Source organism: Methylocaldum szegediense (assembly GCF_949769195.1).
Taxonomy (GTDB): Bacteria; Pseudomonadota; Gammaproteobacteria; order Methylococcales; family Methylococcaceae; genus Methylocaldum; species Methylocaldum szegediense.
Map to the genome: position 1 here is coordinate 1,739,683 of NZ_OX458333.1, position 15,654 is coordinate 1,755,336.

The window sequence follows — 15,654 nt, forward strand, 5'->3', positions numbered from 1 at the left end:
GCGGCGGCAATGCACTCATCCGGAGCACCCTTTTTGGACCAAACGCTCTGGCAGCCGGACCGGAGGCGCATCGAGAGCACGAATCTCTTCCGATTCATGCACATGCTGCGCGAGCGGTGGGGTGTCGACGTGGAGGACTACGCCACGCTTCACCGCTTTTCGGTGGAGGACATGGAGAAATTCTGGCTGAGCCTGTGGGACTACGCCGGCGTCGTTGCGGAAACCCGTGGCGAACGGATCCTGGTCGATGGCGATCGAATGCCCGGCGGGAGGTTCTTTCCCGATGCGCGGCTCAATTTCGCCGAGAATTTGCTGAAACGGCGGGACGATGAGGACGCCATCGTTTTCTGGGGCGAAAACAGGGCTCGCCGACGGCTCAGTTGGCGCGAGCTTTACGAGCAGGTCAGCCGTCTCGCGCAGGCTCTGGAAGCGGATGGCGTCAAGCATGGCGACCGCGTTGCCGCCTTCATGCCGAACCTCCCGGAAACCGTGATCGCTATGCTCGCCGCCGCGTCGCTCGGAGCGGTCTTCACCTCCTGCTCGCCTGATTTCGGCGTACGGGGCGTGCTGGACCGGTTCGGGCAAGTAACTCCCAAGGTACTGATCGCCGCAGACGGATACTTTTACAACGGCAAGGCCCATTCCGCTCTCGACAAGCTCCGCGCGATTGCGGCCGAACTGCCCGGACTCGAACGTATCGTCGTCATTCCCTATGTTTCGGAGCGGGCCGAGATCGAAGCTCTGGGCGCATGGGCGATCCGCTTCGACGATTACCTCGCGTTCTACCATGCTCGAGAAATTCCATTCGTCCGCCTGCCCTTCAATGCGCCGCTCTATATCCTCTATTCCTCCGGCACGACCGGCGTTCCTAAGTGCATCGTGCATGGTGCCGGCGGTACCCTGCTCAAGCACCTGGAAGAGCACTTGCTTCAATGTGACGTGCGGCCGAACGATCGGGTGTTCTATTTCACCACCTGCGGCTGGATGATGTGGAACTGGCTGGCCTCCGCCCTCGCCTGCGGCGCCACGCTGCTGCTTTACGACGGTTCGCCTTTTTACCCCTCTGGCGAAGTACTGTTCGATCTCGCCGATGCCGAAGGTATGACCCATTTCGGCACCTCGGCCAAATACATCGATGCGCTCGTCAAGGCCGGGCTGGAACCAAAGCGCTCGCACCGACTGACGGCACTCAGGACGGTTCTTTCGACCGGTTCGCCCTTGGCCCCAAGTGGCTTCGATTACGTTTATGAAAAACTGAAATCCGAGGTCTGCCTGTCCTCGATCTCGGGCGGGGCCGATTTGATCGGTTGTTTCGTGGGCGGCAATCCGATAGGGCCGGTCCGACGCGGAGAGATCCAGGCCAAAGTCCTCGGCATGGCGGTCGACATCTTCGACGAAAACGGCCGATCTATCGTAGGCCACAAAGGCGAACTGGTCTCCACCCGGCCGTTCCCGTCTATGCCTTTGGGATTCTGGAACGATTCGGACGGAAGCAAGTACCGCGCGGCATATTTCTCGATATACCCGAATGTCTGGAGACACGGCGACTGGGCCGAGATCACGCCGCAAGGCGGCATCGTCATTTACGGCCGCTCCGATGCGGTATTGAATCCCGGAGGCGTCCGCATCGGCACGGCGGAAATCTACCGGCAGGTCGAACGACTCGACGAGATCGTCGAAAGCCTGGTGGTCGGGCAGGACTGGGAAAACGACGTTCGTATCGTGTTGTTCGTGCGCTTACGACAAGGTTTGACGTTGGACGATACGCTGACCGAGAAAATCCGGAAACAGATCCGAGACAACGCGAGCCCGCGCCATGTTCCGGCCAAGATCGTGCAGGTCGCCGACATTCCCCGCACGTTCTCCGGCAAGATCGTCGAACTCGCGGTACGCGAGATCATTCATGGCCGGCCGGTGAAGAACCGCGATGCGCTCGCCAATCCTGAAGCGCTCGAGCTCTTCCGGAACTTGCCGGAACTCGCAAGGTGAAGCTGGCCCGCCCGTTGCCCATTCTCGTGAGATCCGCCTGGAAACGGCGTACTCGGAAAAGTTTCACGCTATCGGGCCGTCAGGAATCGGCGAACCTTTACGCCACAACGGCGTTCAAGAGGAGACCAGACGATGAACGAGCGCTCTAAGACCCAAGAACTCTATTACGCCGATTATCTGCAGCTTCCCCGCCTCCTCGACTCGCAGCTGCCGGAAAGCCGGCGCCATGGGCGCGAAGCGCACGACGAGATGCTGTTCATCGTCACGCATCAGACCTACGAGCTCTGGTTCAAACAAATCCTGCACGAACTCAAGTCCGTGCTCGCGGCCTTCGCGGTCGCGCCCCTAGACGAACACAGCATAGGCGTCATCGTCGCCCGGCTCGAGCGCATCATCGCAATACAAAAGGTCTTGAACCAGCAAATCGATGTCCTCGAGACCATCACGCCGCTGGATTTCCTCGACTTTCGCGATTATTTGATTCCCGCTTCCGGGTTCCAGAGCGTACAGTTCCGCGAAATCGAATTGCGTCTCGGGCTGGGCGTCCACCTTCCACAGCCGGTAACCGGACGGCTAAGGTCCGAGGATGTCGCCTACCTCGGGAAGGTCGCTGGCGAGTCTAGTCTTTTCCAACAGGTGGACGCCTGGCTGGCTCGCATGCCGTTCCTCAAATTCGAAGACTACGACTTCTGGGAAAGCTACCGCGAGGCGGTCAAGGTAATGCTGGCCAGGGATAAGCGCTCGATCGAAGAAAATCCGCTATTCTCGGAGGCCGAACGTCGCGCGCAGCTCATCGAGCTCGACAACACCCGGCGAAAATTCGAATACCTGCTCGATCCGACAGGATTCGAGCGACTCAAGGCACAAGGCCTGTTTCATCTGCGCCAGACATCGGTGCTATCCGCTCTGTTCATTCAGCTTTACCGCGACGAACCGATCCTACACCTCCCGTTCCGGCTGCTCAGCCATTTGATGGATATCGACGAACTTTTCACCGCCTGGCGCAGCCGCCACGCCTTGATGGCGCAGCGCATGCTGGGCAGCAAAATCGGCACCGGGGGCAGCAGCGGCCACGATTACCTCCAGCAAACGGTGGACAAGAAACGCATCTTCAAGGACTTGTTCAACCTCTCCACCTTCCTGATCCCACGCTCGTCCCTTCCGGCCCTGCCCCGCCGGCTGAAGCAGAGCCTCGATTTCCATTTCACGGGAGAGCGGTGCGTTTGAACCAAGGCCGTTTTTGTAACGATATTTCGGCAGCATCAGGCCCAATTTGGCGCCCTCTACCCTACGGATTCGAGCGTTCGCCTAGGTGATTCATTCGGCAATAGGTCTGTAGAGCAGGTTATTCCATTCGGCATTCGAATGAACATGAATCGTAGAATCGTAGGATGGGTAGAGCGAAGCGAAACCCATCAATGGTGGGTTAGCCCTTCGACGATACTCAGGACAGGCCCTTCGTCTTGGCTCAGGACAGGTTCGAGGTCGCTCGGTGGGTTACGGCCTCGCGGCCTAACCCACCCTACAAAAATTAACTCCCTATTGAGCGCTATTTGGAATAAGGCGTCATAGCTCGGCTTCCAGCTTTAACGCCTGTTCCAGAATTCTGCGCTCCTCCTGATTGAGGTTCAGGAGGATACCGCGATCTTTGCCAGCGGCCTTGAGAAAATCGATGCCCGTCCGAAAGATGCGCAGAGGCACCCGAAATGCATCTATATCGCGACCCGCCTCTTCCCAAGCCGAGGCCCAAAATTCCAGGCTGTCCGAAGCGGGCAAGTCTTCCCCGGTGCGATAGAGCCTGCCCAAGTGGCTGGTCAGGGCTTCCCCCAACTGGAGGATAGCGTTATGGTCCTGGTAGACCTGTACCAATTCGGAAGTTCGCTCCCGGCGAATGCTCGGAGTCAGGGTGCTTTCGAAAAGGGCAGCGATGATATCCTCCGAATCGCCCACATAAGGCTGCTCCTCGGTGGTGCCCAGCGCCAGACCTCCCGCGAGCACGGAGACGCCAGAATCCCACCGCCCGGTAGCGATGCAGATCGTCGCGAGGGCGAAATGTGCAGCTACACGCAATGCAATCGGCGCTTCAGTGAGTCCGAGAACTTTCTCGAAGTCTTGCTCGGAGTGCTTCGTATCATTCACATGCCAATAGGTCCAGCCCCGGTTAACGAGCGCCATTGCAACTGGCTCGACGGGTGCGTTCGGCAAGGCGATGACAGCGCTGTAGTCGGCAAGGGCCTTCTCGGACTCGCCGAGCTCTCCGTAGACCACGCCCCGGTTAAAGAGCGCCATTGCGACTAGCTCGACGGGAGCATTCGGTAACACGATGACAGCGCTGTAGTCGGCAAGGGCCTTCTCGGACTCACCGAGCTGTCGGTAGGTCCCGCCCCGGTTAAAGAGCGCCATTGCGAGTAGCTCGACAGGCGCGTCCGACATTCCAAAGATCGGGTTCAACGCCTCGATCGCTCGTGCAAACTCCCCCTCTTTGAAGTAAATCTCGCCGGCAAGCAGACAGGCCCAAGCTCTCACGGACACGGACTGGCCGCTGCTTTCATCGGCAATCTCCGCAAGCAGGCTCAACGCCTGGTCCTTGTTGCCTTTTGCCAATTCCCCGCACGCCAGGGCCAATGCTTCGGATTCCTGGGCATAGGATTCAATGAGCGAAAGCCACCGCTCACCCTGTTCATCGCCAAGCTCAGCCCGAAATCCCTCTACCAAGAGTTGCGCCCGCAAATCGCCCAACTCCGAATTCTTCTCGATTGCCCCTTGCAAATAAGCGCGGGCTATACTGCCCGTGTTGCCCCCTTGCAGACGGGCCGTGATATCGCGAGCGTCATACCAGACCCTGAGAAAGTCCACCAGCAAGCGCATGGGCTCGCTGGTCTGGTTCTCCTTCACCTCCACGCAGATGCGCATCAAAGGTTCGGCGATCTCGTAGAGGGATTCGCGTCCTCGCTGGGCGGATTGGACATAGCCTTTATCGCGCAAATCCTTGAGTTGGCTGGAAATGGTCTGATGACTCGCGAAAAGCCGCTTGGCCAAATCTTTGACCGGGGTGGGCCGCTCGCAAGTGCAGAGGTACTCGACGATCTTCCGCTGCTGGGCGGGAAGCCAGCGGATGCGTTCCTGATAGTAAGGCGTCATTTCGTCAATCATCTTGAAGAAAGGCCCTACCAGGGTGTCGACATTGTCACGCGTGATGAACTGGGACAGGACGATGTAAATCCGGTGGTTACCCCCGGACAGATGATGCAATGCACGAATGCGGGCACGGCCGGTCGGACTGCACAGAAAAGCGGCCACTTCGGGCTGCCCGTTCAGCATTGCGATCTTGCTGAGTAATTCGGCGGCCTCTTCCACCGAGAGCGTTACGAGCTGCTCGGTCTGAAAGAATCCGAAGAAAACACTTTTGCGCTTGGTAATATCGTCTACAAGACGCTGCGCTGTGGCGACGATGGTCAGCACCGGGTGCTCCTGGATGAAAGCCCGCAGCCGCTGTTGGCCCGACTGGCCTAAACCTTCGAACAGGGCATCCAGGTTTTCCACGACTACCAACAGAGTCCGATCCTTCAATTGCTCCAGCAGCAAGTTTGCAAGCCAGTGTTCGGCAGCATCCGGTCCCATGTCGTAGACGAGTTCTAGAGACTCCTCGCTGTAGTCATCCGGATAGCGTTTGACGAGCGCCAGATAGATCCGGCGCAAGAATTCGAGCAGTGTGGTACTGGTCTCATCCTCATTGAGCCAGGCGATATGCAGGCGCTTTTTGAGTTCCTCATCCTGACCGAGGCGGTGGACCAACAGCGTGACCAAGTGAGTCTTGCCGGTACCGCGAGGCCCGACAAACAATAGATGGTGCTTGTTGCCGGTAGTAGCACTCTCGCGCACCCGCTCCACGGCATCGGCCAGCATCGCCTGGCGCTGCACGAAGATCGCTTCAAGATCTTCCGGCGCGGTGCGACTGGGGGTGAAGACGGAGAGAAATGCACGATCGTTCATGCCGGCTTATCTCAGAGTCCTCGGGAGAGCATCCACCAGCGCTTCAGCAGCGGAAAGCGGAATTGGTAGGAGCCATGGTCGTCGCGCGACAGATAATGATCTTGCTCGACGAGTTTGAGCAGGCCTATCAGTTGCTCGCGGTCGGAGAGAGTGCCCGTGCCTTTCAGTTCGGCCAGCAGTTCATTGACGGAAACCGGCTGCTGGCGAGCCGCGATACCGTCGAGGATACCCAGTACGGCTGATTCGTTGTCCTTGCCGTAGTAAACCGGGATGCGCTCGCGGAAGTGATTTAGCTCCCAAGGATCGTTGCTATCCCGCAGTTGCCGGGACACGATCGCTTCGACGGCATCCGGCGTTGCCTCCCGGCCGGCAAGCTTGAGCGCCTTGACGATGTGGTGGATGTAGAAAGGAAACCCATCCGAAATTCGGGCAATGGCTTCGACGACAGCCTTCGGAGTCTTGGTCGGAATAAGCTCGCCTGCGATCAGTTTCGCGGCCAACTCGGCGGCGGCTGCGGAATCCAAGGGCGGAACCTCGAGAGGGTAAAGGTCATTCAGTGGCGAATTGGCATAACTCTGGCGCTTGAGGCTATGAATGACATGATGGAATCCAATGGAACCGGTGAGAATCATCCGCAGTCCCTTGTCACCCAGACCTTGACGTAGCGCGCGCAGAGTATCGAGTACCTCCATGGCCACGGGCTCCCCCTCGCGATCGCTGATGCTTTTTAGCATGTAAGGGACTTCATCCCACAAAAAAAGCGGGCGTTCGTCGTGCTTCTCTCGTTCTTCGACCAAGTCTTCGATCGCCTTGGTAAGGATCTCCTTCCACGGCGCCTGAGCTCCAAACGTAGGCAGCTTGAACACGCCTTTGACCTCGGTCCCGCCCATAGCTTTGAGAAAGTCCCGGACGCGTCGGGCCGTCCTTTGACGAGCCGAGAGAAAGCCATCGACTTCTTGGTATACAGCGGTAGCGAATTCCTCGGCCGTATGGCACTTCTCCAGATCCTGGAAAATGGGAACCCAACCGCTAATCGGCTCTGCGCAAAGCTTCTTGATGATCGTTGTCTTGCCGATGCGCCGCTCGGCATTGATACGAATCGATTGTCGATCGATGGTGTCCCAAATTTGCTTGATGATCTCGTTACGACCAACAACCTCGTTTAGATCGATCTGCCCGCCCGGATTAGCTTTCATATCAGTCCTTTACGCGTTAATTTTTTCACTATTGTACGTCGTAATTAACGTACGTATATTCAAACGTACTCTTATGGACTCAAATCAACTCCACATTTCAGAGTTTCCTTCTGTGATATCGTCGACCTACGGCAAGCTAAACGAAAACTTCGGATAGTTGTCGATCCTACCCCCTCAGTCTGACTCACCTTCTTTGGATACACCCATACCGATATTTCCGGAAGCGGACCGGCATACTTCGAGCGCAGGTTGCTTGCCTGCCCCATCATACATACCCCGTCTGAACTGAGGGAGCTTCTGATACTGGCGGCGCATGTCGCGAAAGCGGGCTGGAAGTAGGCACGGCCTTCCACTCTGGAACAGGGTTCGTGGCTTTGGATGAAGATGAACTACCGACAAGCTTCCTACGCCTTTGCCGGAAACACTTCGCCCTTCCTGATTCCCCGCTCGGCCCTGCCGAGACGACTGAAGCAAAGTCTCGACTTTTATTTCACGGGGGGCCGGTGTGTTTGAGCCGGTGCCGGTGTTGGCAACGAGGTACCGGCGACACTGAGAGCCGAAGCCGTATTCACCCGCCGCTGCCCTCTGTTAGGGAACGAAACGCATTCCTTGTCGTTTACATGGAATTACGGAAATTTGTCATAGGCCGTCCATATCTCTTCGTTATATATTCCAGAGCGTGATCGTTTAGCCTGTCGCCAGTGTCCATGGCAGCAATTATCTGTAAGACAAGCCGTCACTATATTTCAAGCAGAAGGAGCTCTACATGACGGAAGAAATCTGTAACCATCGCCTCGCGGCAAAGGTCGAACGCCCGGTTGACGGAGACACCGTTCGCGTCACCGTTAACGGCCGCTCTGAATCAGTGCGCATTCAGGCTCTGGATACCGAGGAATCGAAAGCGGGCGGCGACAAACCGGTAACCCCTTGGGGCAAGAAAACGGCCGAATACTCCGCCACTCTGTTTACACCGGGTCGCGAGATCATACTCGACTTTGATGCGCCCAAAACCGATGCTCCGCCGGATACCGCTCTCTCCCGTTTCCGTGATAACTACGGCCGATTGCTGGCTCTCATATTCATCGATGACTTGGATTACCAGGAGCACCTGATCTCGCTCGGCTACAGTCCTTATTTCCCGAAGTATGGGAACGTCCGCACCGAGGCGCTGCACAGGCGGTATCTGGCGGCCGAACGCAAGGCGCAGGCCCAAGGTCTGGGCGTATGGAACCAGGTCGAGGTGAACGGCTCAGTAATGCGGGATTATCCGGCGCTAACGGCCTGGTGGGCACTCCGGGCGGCGATCATCGACGATTACCGGCGGGCACGCGCGGCGGGAACCGAGATCTTGAACCCGCGTATCGATTTCGAAACGATCACAAAATGGGCTGAAGAAGGCCGGCAAGCGACAGTCTTTACGGAATTTCAAGCCTACCGCCGTTTAGGTTCGCGTAAAGCTGTAATCGATATCGGTTCTCAGGCGCAACCGTTCAGCATCTTCATCCCGGACATCGAAACCGTCCAGGCGCAAGAGCTAATCGAGCTTCTCCAAACACGCTATATCGCCGGTGGCACCGAAGGCGGGCGCACGGTAACCGAGCCGCGGCGTGGCTACGGATACGTGCGCGGCCATCTGAAGCTCTTCAACGGACGCCCAGAAATCGTCGTCGACGGGCCGGACGACGTCTTCGACCATCCGCTCTAAACCTTGTTTGTTGGACGCAGCCTTTGGCCACAGAGACTCATTGAACCCCACTGTCCATTGCTGAAACCGGTGCTACGCCGGTTTAAATTGACTCGGCAAACCTGTACCGCTTTTGTCGGCTCCGAGCAGCATTTGTTGAACAATAGGAGGATATCTTATAAGGTAGCCTCAGATCGGGCGAAGCTGCTGCCGGCGCGAAGCGCTGGTTTTCGGTGCCCGACTATAGGCAGGAAGCCGGTCTGCGTGCCTCACACTTTCCAGTTCGCGCCGAACGTACGGGCGCGGGCACGGCGCCAGAAGGCGGACGGTCGTACCACGAGACCCGTTAATGCGTGTTTCGATCTACGAGACCGCTTCTTCGAAAGAGACATGGAGCAAGACCAAGCCCACTTTGCCCCTCCTTCGCCAAAATAAGTCGTCTCTCGCAGCCACACTGCGGAACGACTGTTCGCTTCTCGGTCTCAATATTCATGAGGAGCGCGCACTCGGCGAACCGTAAGTGAAGCCTAGGCTTCTACCGGATGAGCCCACGCTTAAACGACGCGCACGTTCGTGATGAAAAGCATCGCTTCGCGCGCAAACGACTTTACTCAGAACGAGGTGACGAGGATACATCAATGGCCAAGAAACCCAACATCATCGTGTCATCAACGGATTTGGAACGCCTGGAGGACCTGCTCGATTCCCTGCCTGCAGATGCTTTCCCGGGCAAAGCGGATTTGCAAGCGGAGCTGGAACGCGCCGAGGTGGTCGACCCGGATCAGGTGCCACCGTCCGTGGTCACGATGAACTCCACTGTCCGCTTCACCATCGAATCAACCGGTCAGGAATTTTCCCGCACGCTGGTCTATCCCAAAGACGTCGACAGCAAAGGAGATAAGATCTCTATTCTTGCCCCGGTAGGCAGCGCGCTCCTCGGGCTTTCCGAGGGAGACCAGATCGAGTGGCCCAGCCCCGGCGGCGGGATGCTCAGGGTGCGCATCATGGAGGTCTCCCATCAACCAGAACGAGCCGGCGAAACCCATTCTTGAGCAGGAGCACAAGCAGCTCCCTCCTGTGCCGGTACGAGTGCGTTTTCCTTCGACACACGCGAGCACGGTAAAGATGGCTTTTCAACTTGATCAGGTTGTCCCCTGGGGACGCTCTTTCGACGAGTATGTGGCCATGTTCGCATTGCAGCCGGACGACCTCGGAAAGCGCATCCTGGGCTGCGGAGACGGACCCGCCGACTTCAACGCCGAGCTGACCGCGCGCGGCGGTGCGGTGGTTTCTGTCGATCCGATTTACCGGTTTACGGACGAGCAGATTTGGTCCCGTATCGACGAAACCTACCCCATCGTCCTGGAGCAGACCCGAAGGAACGCCGACCAATTCGTCTGGTCGCATATCCGCTCCGTCGAAGACCTCGGTGAAATGCGGCTAGCCGCTATGCGGGCCTTCCTGGCCGATTACCCTGCGGGAAAACGCGAGGGGCGATATGTCGACGCCGAGCTACCGTGCTTGCCGTTCGCCGACCGTTCCTTCGATCTCGCCCTGTGCTCGCACTTTCTGTTTCTCTACAGCGCTCATTTCGACCAGGCGTTCCATTTGCATGCCTTGCGCGAGCTTTGCCGCGTGGCAGCGGAGGTCCGCGTGTTCCCCCTGTTGGAACTCGGCGGGGTCAAATCGCGACACCTCGACGGTGTCATGGCGCAACTGACCACCGAGGGTTACCGGGCCGCAACCGTCAAGGTGTCCTACGAGTTCCAGAGGGGCGGTAATGAAATGCTGACCGTTCGTCTTCCGCACCCGGAAACGAACTCCAACTACCGCTGAGGAAACTCTGATTCAGTCCTTCGAACAGCCCATCCCGGCCTGACCGACAGGGCATGAGCCAATGTCACGCCACTCGTTCCAGGTCCCTTTAGCAGACATCAGGGGAGCAATCCGGCAGCGCATTGGTCACGGCACTCATCGGGGTCCCTCTCGGACTTTTTGCCCTGCAATGTAGCGTTTCTCCGGCCTGGTATACGTCTTGCCGAATTTTCGATAATCCGAGGTCCAATAGCGATGCGGAAGTCTTGACCGTAGACATCACGGAGGTCTCATGAATACCCAAACGGCACAACACGTCCTCAGACGGAGCGATTACGACGCCGTTATTTTCGACCTCGACGGCGTCATCACGCAGACCGCGACGCTGCACAAGCTCGCGTGGAAAGCTCTGTTCGACGATTTCCTGGAAAGCTATGGGGCTCGCCATGGCGAAACCCAGCCTTCATTCGACGCTGATTCGGACTATCGGCGCTACATCGACGGCAAAGCCCGCTACGATGGTGTGGCGAGTTTTCTCGCCTCGCGTAGCATCGAGCTTCCGTACGGCGATCCCAGCGACGGACCAGAACTCGAAACCGTCTGTGGGCTGGGCAACAAAAAAAATGAGCTCTATCGAGAACTCCTCGCCCGCCTGGGCGTCGAGGTCTATCCTTCGACCGTCGACCTGATCCATGCACTGAGAGCAAAAACGTTCGCCACGGCGGTCGTGTCGGCGAGCCGGAACTGCGCGGAGGTATTGGAAGCGGCCGGCTTGACCAACCTCTTCGACACCCGGGTCGACGGCATCGACTTGGAGCGCATGCAATTGCGCGGCAAACCCGAGCCGGATTCGTTTCTCGAGGCGGCCCGCCGAATCGGCGTCGAACCGGCCCGTGCGGTGGTTGTGGAAGACGCGATCGCCGGCGTCGAAGCCGGCCGTAAAGGCGGATTCGGCTGCGTCATCGGCGTCGACCGCACAGGCCACGCGGAAGCCTTGAAAGCCGCGGGTGCGGACTTGGTGGTGACGGACCTCGTCGAACTCAGCGCGGATTAGGACCTCGTGTCGCCGAAGACAAACGACGTGGCCTGCTCATTCGTGACTCTCCGGTAAGACCAGAATCGGACAAGGCGCATGCTGCAACACGTACCGAAGCGTGAGCGCGCAACGAGGCGCCAGCTCACCACGCCAAGACAGGACGATCAGATCTGCTCGATGGCCACGGGCGAAACGCACGATCTCGGGGCCCGGCTCGCCGTGCGCCATACACATCTGGATGCCGCCTTTCACCGGATGTTCGCCGGACAAGCTTCTCACCCGATCAAGAAATTCACGGGCCCAGGCCGGCCACTCATGCTGGGGTTGATCCACGTATCGAGGCGCAGTCAAGCTGCCGGGCTCCTGCGGCGAGACGGCATGTGCGCCAGACACGTGCAAGACTAGCAGACCGGCACCAGCGCGGCCGGCAAGCGCAATCGCCGGCGCCGCCGCACGAGCAGTCACCGGCGTGCCGTCCTGGGGCAGCACTACCTGGCGAACGCGCCACGGCGCAGCCCCGCGCTCCGGGGGTACCAGAACGACCGGACACGGCATCTCACGGAGGACCTCTTCAGCTATGGCATCCAGCCCGGTGTCGGCCTTTTTCTGCCCTTCGTGCATCGCCATGACGATGCAGAGGCTATGGTTTTCCGTCGCCGCGCGGATGATGGCTTCTGCCGGATTCTCTCGCGGCGGAGCGATGATGGCGTGTTCGAGGAGGGTCTTCAGCCCGGGAAACTTATTTTTCAGTCCTGGGATCGGGGTTGGGGGCATTTCGGTTTGCACGACGCACGGTATCGCTTGCGCAAGCCGAATGACGGTCTCCGCCACGGGTAATACCGCAGCCGACCTGGCCGTGCTGTCCAGCGGCAATACGACTGTGTTCTTTTCCACTGGCACTTCGCTCATGATGAAACCTCCTTCCAGACTTCGACTCCTTCCCCTCGTTTCCAGCGTATGCGCCGGCCGGGTGTGAGTCGCGCGGGTTCCCCATTTCCTATTTGGACCGTTAAGGCCCCTCCTGACTCCGCGGCGACCTCCATAGTATCGGGCCGCAACTCTACCCGCAGTCGGATCCCGCGCCAGATCAGGGGAAAGCGAAGCGCACGCAATTGAGGTGGGCAATGGGGCGCGAAACCCAAGCCGTCCGGCAGGAGGCGGAGGCCAGCGAATCCGAAGATCACTGCCTGCCACAAGCCTCCAAGCGCCGCCGCGTGGACACCCCCTGCCGCATTGCCCATATTGTTGGCGAGATCGATTTCCGCCGCCTGCCGGAAATAGCGCAACGCAGTATCGGTATCGCGCAATCGAGCTGCCACGGCGGCGTGTATGGACGGACTCAGGGAGCTTCCGTGAGTGGTGCGCGTCTCGTAATAGCGGAAATTCGCTTCGCAGGTCTCGGGGGCAAAGCGATCCCAGAACAGATGGAGCAGCATCACCACATCGGCCTGCTTGACGATCTTGCTAAGCTGTGTCCGCTCCCGACCCAGGATAACGTCCAGCGGCATAGCGTGGGGACCGTATTCGGCGATGTCGATCTCCTCAAGGTCGAAATACCCCTTGAACTGCTCGAATAAGCCGGTCTCCGGGTTGAACCCGGTATACATGCGTTGCGCCAAGTCCCGCCAGATCTCGGGTTCGTCCGCGCCCAACTCCAGGCGGTGCATCAGTTCCTGCCATCGATCCGGCCATCGCTCGGCAAGAAGCCGTGCCGCTTCGGCGGCACACTCCAGATTCCATTGCGCCATCACATTGGTGAAGGCGTTATCGTCGACCCCTTCGTGATACTCGTCGGGTCCGATGACTTCCCGAATGTGATAACAGCCGTCATCCTCCAATAGGCCTCGACTCGCCCAGAACCGAGCAGTTTCGAACAAAATTTCGGCGCCGGCATGCTGAATAAATCCTTCATCTCCCGTGGCTTGCCAGTATTGCCACACGGCGTAAGCGATGTCCGCGCTGATATGGTGCTCCCAAACCCCGTTTAGGATGGGCTTGATATCGCCGTCGGGAGAAACGGCATAACCGGGCGTGACTTCTTCGCCGGTGTCGGTCGACTCCCAAGCGTACAAGGCTCCACTGTAGCCCAACCGCTGCGCCTTTCTCCGCGCCGCGGGCAGGGTGTGGTAGCGGTACATCAGGAGCGCCCGCGCCGAAGGTGGGTGGGTAAAAATGTAGAAAGGCAGCATGAAGAGTTCCGTATCCCAGAACACATGGCCTTTATAAGCAGACCCGGTCAGAGCGCGCGCCCCGACCGATACCCGCTCATCCTCCGGGTTAGCCGCGCTAATCAGGTGATAACACGCGAACCGTACGGCTTTCTGGAGCGATTCGTCCCCTTCGATTTCGATATCGCTTTCCCGCCAGCGCTCGTTCCAAGCCCGCGCGTGGGCGTCGATGACCTCGTCCGCATCGACCCGCAACAGTCTTCGTAGATGTTGAGCGGCCACGGTGGTCGGTTGCTCGGTGTCGCGCGAGGTGTAAATAACCACCAGCCGATCGAAACGGTAGGTCTTCCCCGCCTCGATATCAAATTCCCAGGACTCGATGCGTCTACCCGGTAACCTTTCTAAGTTGGGCGGTATGACTGTACCGTCTATCCGCAACCGACCCGCAGTGGCGATCGCGACTTTGATCCTCGTGGACCGCGTGCAGAACTCCAAAAGATTAGCCGCGTCGTCCCCTGTATCCAGCGGTGGACAGGATTCCGATATCAGCCGCGCCTGGTCGGGCTGCTCAATGCCAGACTCGGTAGAGGCGCGGAGATGAATTCCAGGAACCCGGCTTTCAGCTTTGATCTGTACGCATTGAAAAAGAACATGCCGATCCGCGAGCGAGGCCAAGCGGCAGGCACGGACCTGAATCAGTCCGCCGTTCGGCGCACTGTAATCAAACTCCCGCCATAAAATACCGTGGCGCAGGTCGATGGTGCGGCGATGCCAGAGATAACCACCATCCTCCAGCCGAAATTCCCTTTCACCGGCCAGCAAAGTGAGCCGCATCCAGTCTGGCGCGACGGCCAGTTCCGGAACGGGATCGCCCTGGGCCGATGAATTGGTATCGTAAACGCCTGCGATGAAAGTGGCAGGGTTGGACAAAGGACTCCCTTCGGCGAGCGATGCACGGGAGCCGACATAGCCATTTGAAACCGCGAACAGGGACTCGATTTCGTGCTCCCGAGCTAGATTGAATCCTTCTTCTTCGATTCGCCACAACGGATCGTCGATAGGACTAAAGCGGAAAGCGCCTGATTGTGTCGTGTTAACCGGATGAGCTTTCATGACCAGCAAAACCAGACATCGGCGAGAATACTTACACCGAATCGGCCGCGCGGCTCAACGGCAGCCGGGCTTCCGGACGGGTGCCTTTCCAACGTCGCCACCTGCCGGTGACAAACTCGGAGGCGCGGGCCCATAAACCGAGGAATGCGCCGACCGCGAATGGTCGGTGCTCCGAGTTACGACCGGAATCGAAGGCGATGAGCCGACAACTTCGAGCCGGTCGAAAACGATGTGCGACGGCGCTCCGCTCGTTCGGCGTCGACGTTCTAAGGCGTACCGGTACCGCCCACCCTGATGTCATTCTTCACATCCTTTACGCCTTCGATGCCGCTAGCGATTTCCGCCGCCCGCTCCTTTTCAGCCGCACTATCAACGAATCCGCTCAACTGCACGACACCGTCCTTGGTTTGGACCTGAATGGCGAAGCCACTGGTGGTCTGGTCCGCCAGCAGCGCCGACTTGACTTTGGCGGTAATCGCCGTGTCGCTCATGTATCCTCCGGTGGTCTCCGCCAGTACCGCTTCGAGCGGATCGTCAGGCGCGGCGATGAGCTCCGCTCCGAAATAACCACCAGTACAGATGGCGACGAGAGATGTCAAGACCGATTTTCGCGTGATCATGATCCTGGCCCCTCCTTGGGAATCGAAAAACAGCTTTCTA

The 15,654-nt window shown here is 58.6% G+C and carries 11 protein-coding genes; 6 read left to right on the forward strand and 5 right to left on the reverse strand.

The features are described from left to right. Window positions 1–33: 33 nt before the first annotated feature. Both QEN43_RS07420 and QEN43_RS07425 read left to right on the forward strand, forming a co-directional pair. Window positions 34–1,989 carry an acetoacetate--CoA ligase gene (locus QEN43_RS07420; protein ID WP_202901097.1) on the forward strand — a complete coding sequence of 652 codons (1,956 nt, stop codon included), beginning with the start codon at window positions 34–36 and terminating at the stop codon, window positions 1,987–1,989. A 132-nt stretch (window positions 1,990–2,121) separates the two neighbouring features. Next, entirely contained in the window at window positions 2,122–3,216 is a 1,095-nt protein-coding gene (locus QEN43_RS07425) for a tryptophan 2,3-dioxygenase family protein (protein WP_026610114.1), read from the forward strand. Between the two features lie 339 nt (window positions 3,217–3,555). Here the strand turns inward: QEN43_RS07425 and QEN43_RS07430 are convergent, their stop codons facing one another. Together QEN43_RS07430 and QEN43_RS07435 are read right to left on the reverse strand one after the other, a co-directional pair. Next, window positions 3,556–5,982: an AAA family ATPase gene (locus tag QEN43_RS07430; RefSeq protein WP_026610113.1), complete on the reverse strand. Its 2,427-nt coding sequence runs from the start codon at window positions 5,980–5,982 to the stop codon at window positions 3,556–3,558. 11 nt (window positions 5,983–5,993) lie between these two features. After that, on the reverse strand, window positions 5,994–7,178 hold the full coding sequence (locus tag QEN43_RS07435) for an ATP-binding protein (protein WP_026610112.1): 1,185 nt from the start codon (window positions 7,176–7,178) through the stop codon (window positions 5,994–5,996). Between the two features lie 766 nt (window positions 7,179–7,944). On the opposite strand from QEN43_RS07435, the gene QEN43_RS07440 reads away from it, so the two are divergent. The 4 genes from QEN43_RS07440 (at window position 7,945) to QEN43_RS07455 (ending at window position 11,731) form a co-directional block, all read left to right on the forward strand. Next, window positions 7,945–8,883: a thermonuclease family protein gene (locus tag QEN43_RS07440; protein WP_317963893.1), complete on the forward strand. Its 939-nt coding sequence runs from the start codon at window positions 7,945–7,947 to the stop codon at window positions 8,881–8,883. A gap of 617 nt (window positions 8,884–9,500) precedes the next feature. Beyond that, window positions 9,501–9,914, forward strand: a complete 414-nt coding sequence (gene rnk, locus QEN43_RS07445) for a nucleoside diphosphate kinase regulator (RefSeq protein ID WP_026608701.1) — start codon at window positions 9,501–9,503, stop codon at window positions 9,912–9,914. Between the two features lie 73 nt (window positions 9,915–9,987). After that, complete coding sequence (locus QEN43_RS07450; RefSeq protein ID WP_026608700.1) at window positions 9,988–10,698, forward strand: class I SAM-dependent methyltransferase; 711 nt, start codon at window positions 9,988–9,990, stop codon at window positions 10,696–10,698. 271 nt (window positions 10,699–10,969) lie between these two features. Next, on the forward strand, window positions 10,970–11,731 hold the full coding sequence (locus QEN43_RS07455; protein ID WP_317963894.1) for an HAD family hydrolase: 762 nt from the start codon (window positions 10,970–10,972) through the stop codon (window positions 11,729–11,731). 36 nt (window positions 11,732–11,767) lie between these two features. Here QEN43_RS07455 and QEN43_RS07460 read toward each other — a convergent pair whose 3' ends face one another. The 3 genes from QEN43_RS07460 to QEN43_RS07470 form a co-directional block, all read right to left on the reverse strand. Further along, window positions 11,768–12,622 carry a universal stress protein gene (locus tag QEN43_RS07460; RefSeq protein ID WP_051331356.1) on the reverse strand — a complete coding sequence of 285 codons (855 nt, stop codon included), beginning with the start codon at window positions 12,620–12,622 and terminating at the stop codon, window positions 11,768–11,770. Next, on the reverse strand, window positions 12,619–14,994 hold the full coding sequence (locus QEN43_RS07465; protein ID WP_084161533.1) for a glycoside hydrolase family 65 protein: 2,376 nt from the start codon (window positions 14,992–14,994) through the stop codon (window positions 12,619–12,621). Before QEN43_RS07465 ends, QEN43_RS07460 begins: the two co-directional genes overlap by 4 nt. Before the next feature lie 266 nt (window positions 14,995–15,260). Continuing rightward, window positions 15,261–15,614: a BON domain-containing protein gene (locus QEN43_RS07470; RefSeq protein ID WP_051331355.1), complete on the reverse strand. Its 354-nt coding sequence runs from the start codon at window positions 15,612–15,614 to the stop codon at window positions 15,261–15,263. Window positions 15,615–15,654 lie beyond the last annotated feature (40 nt).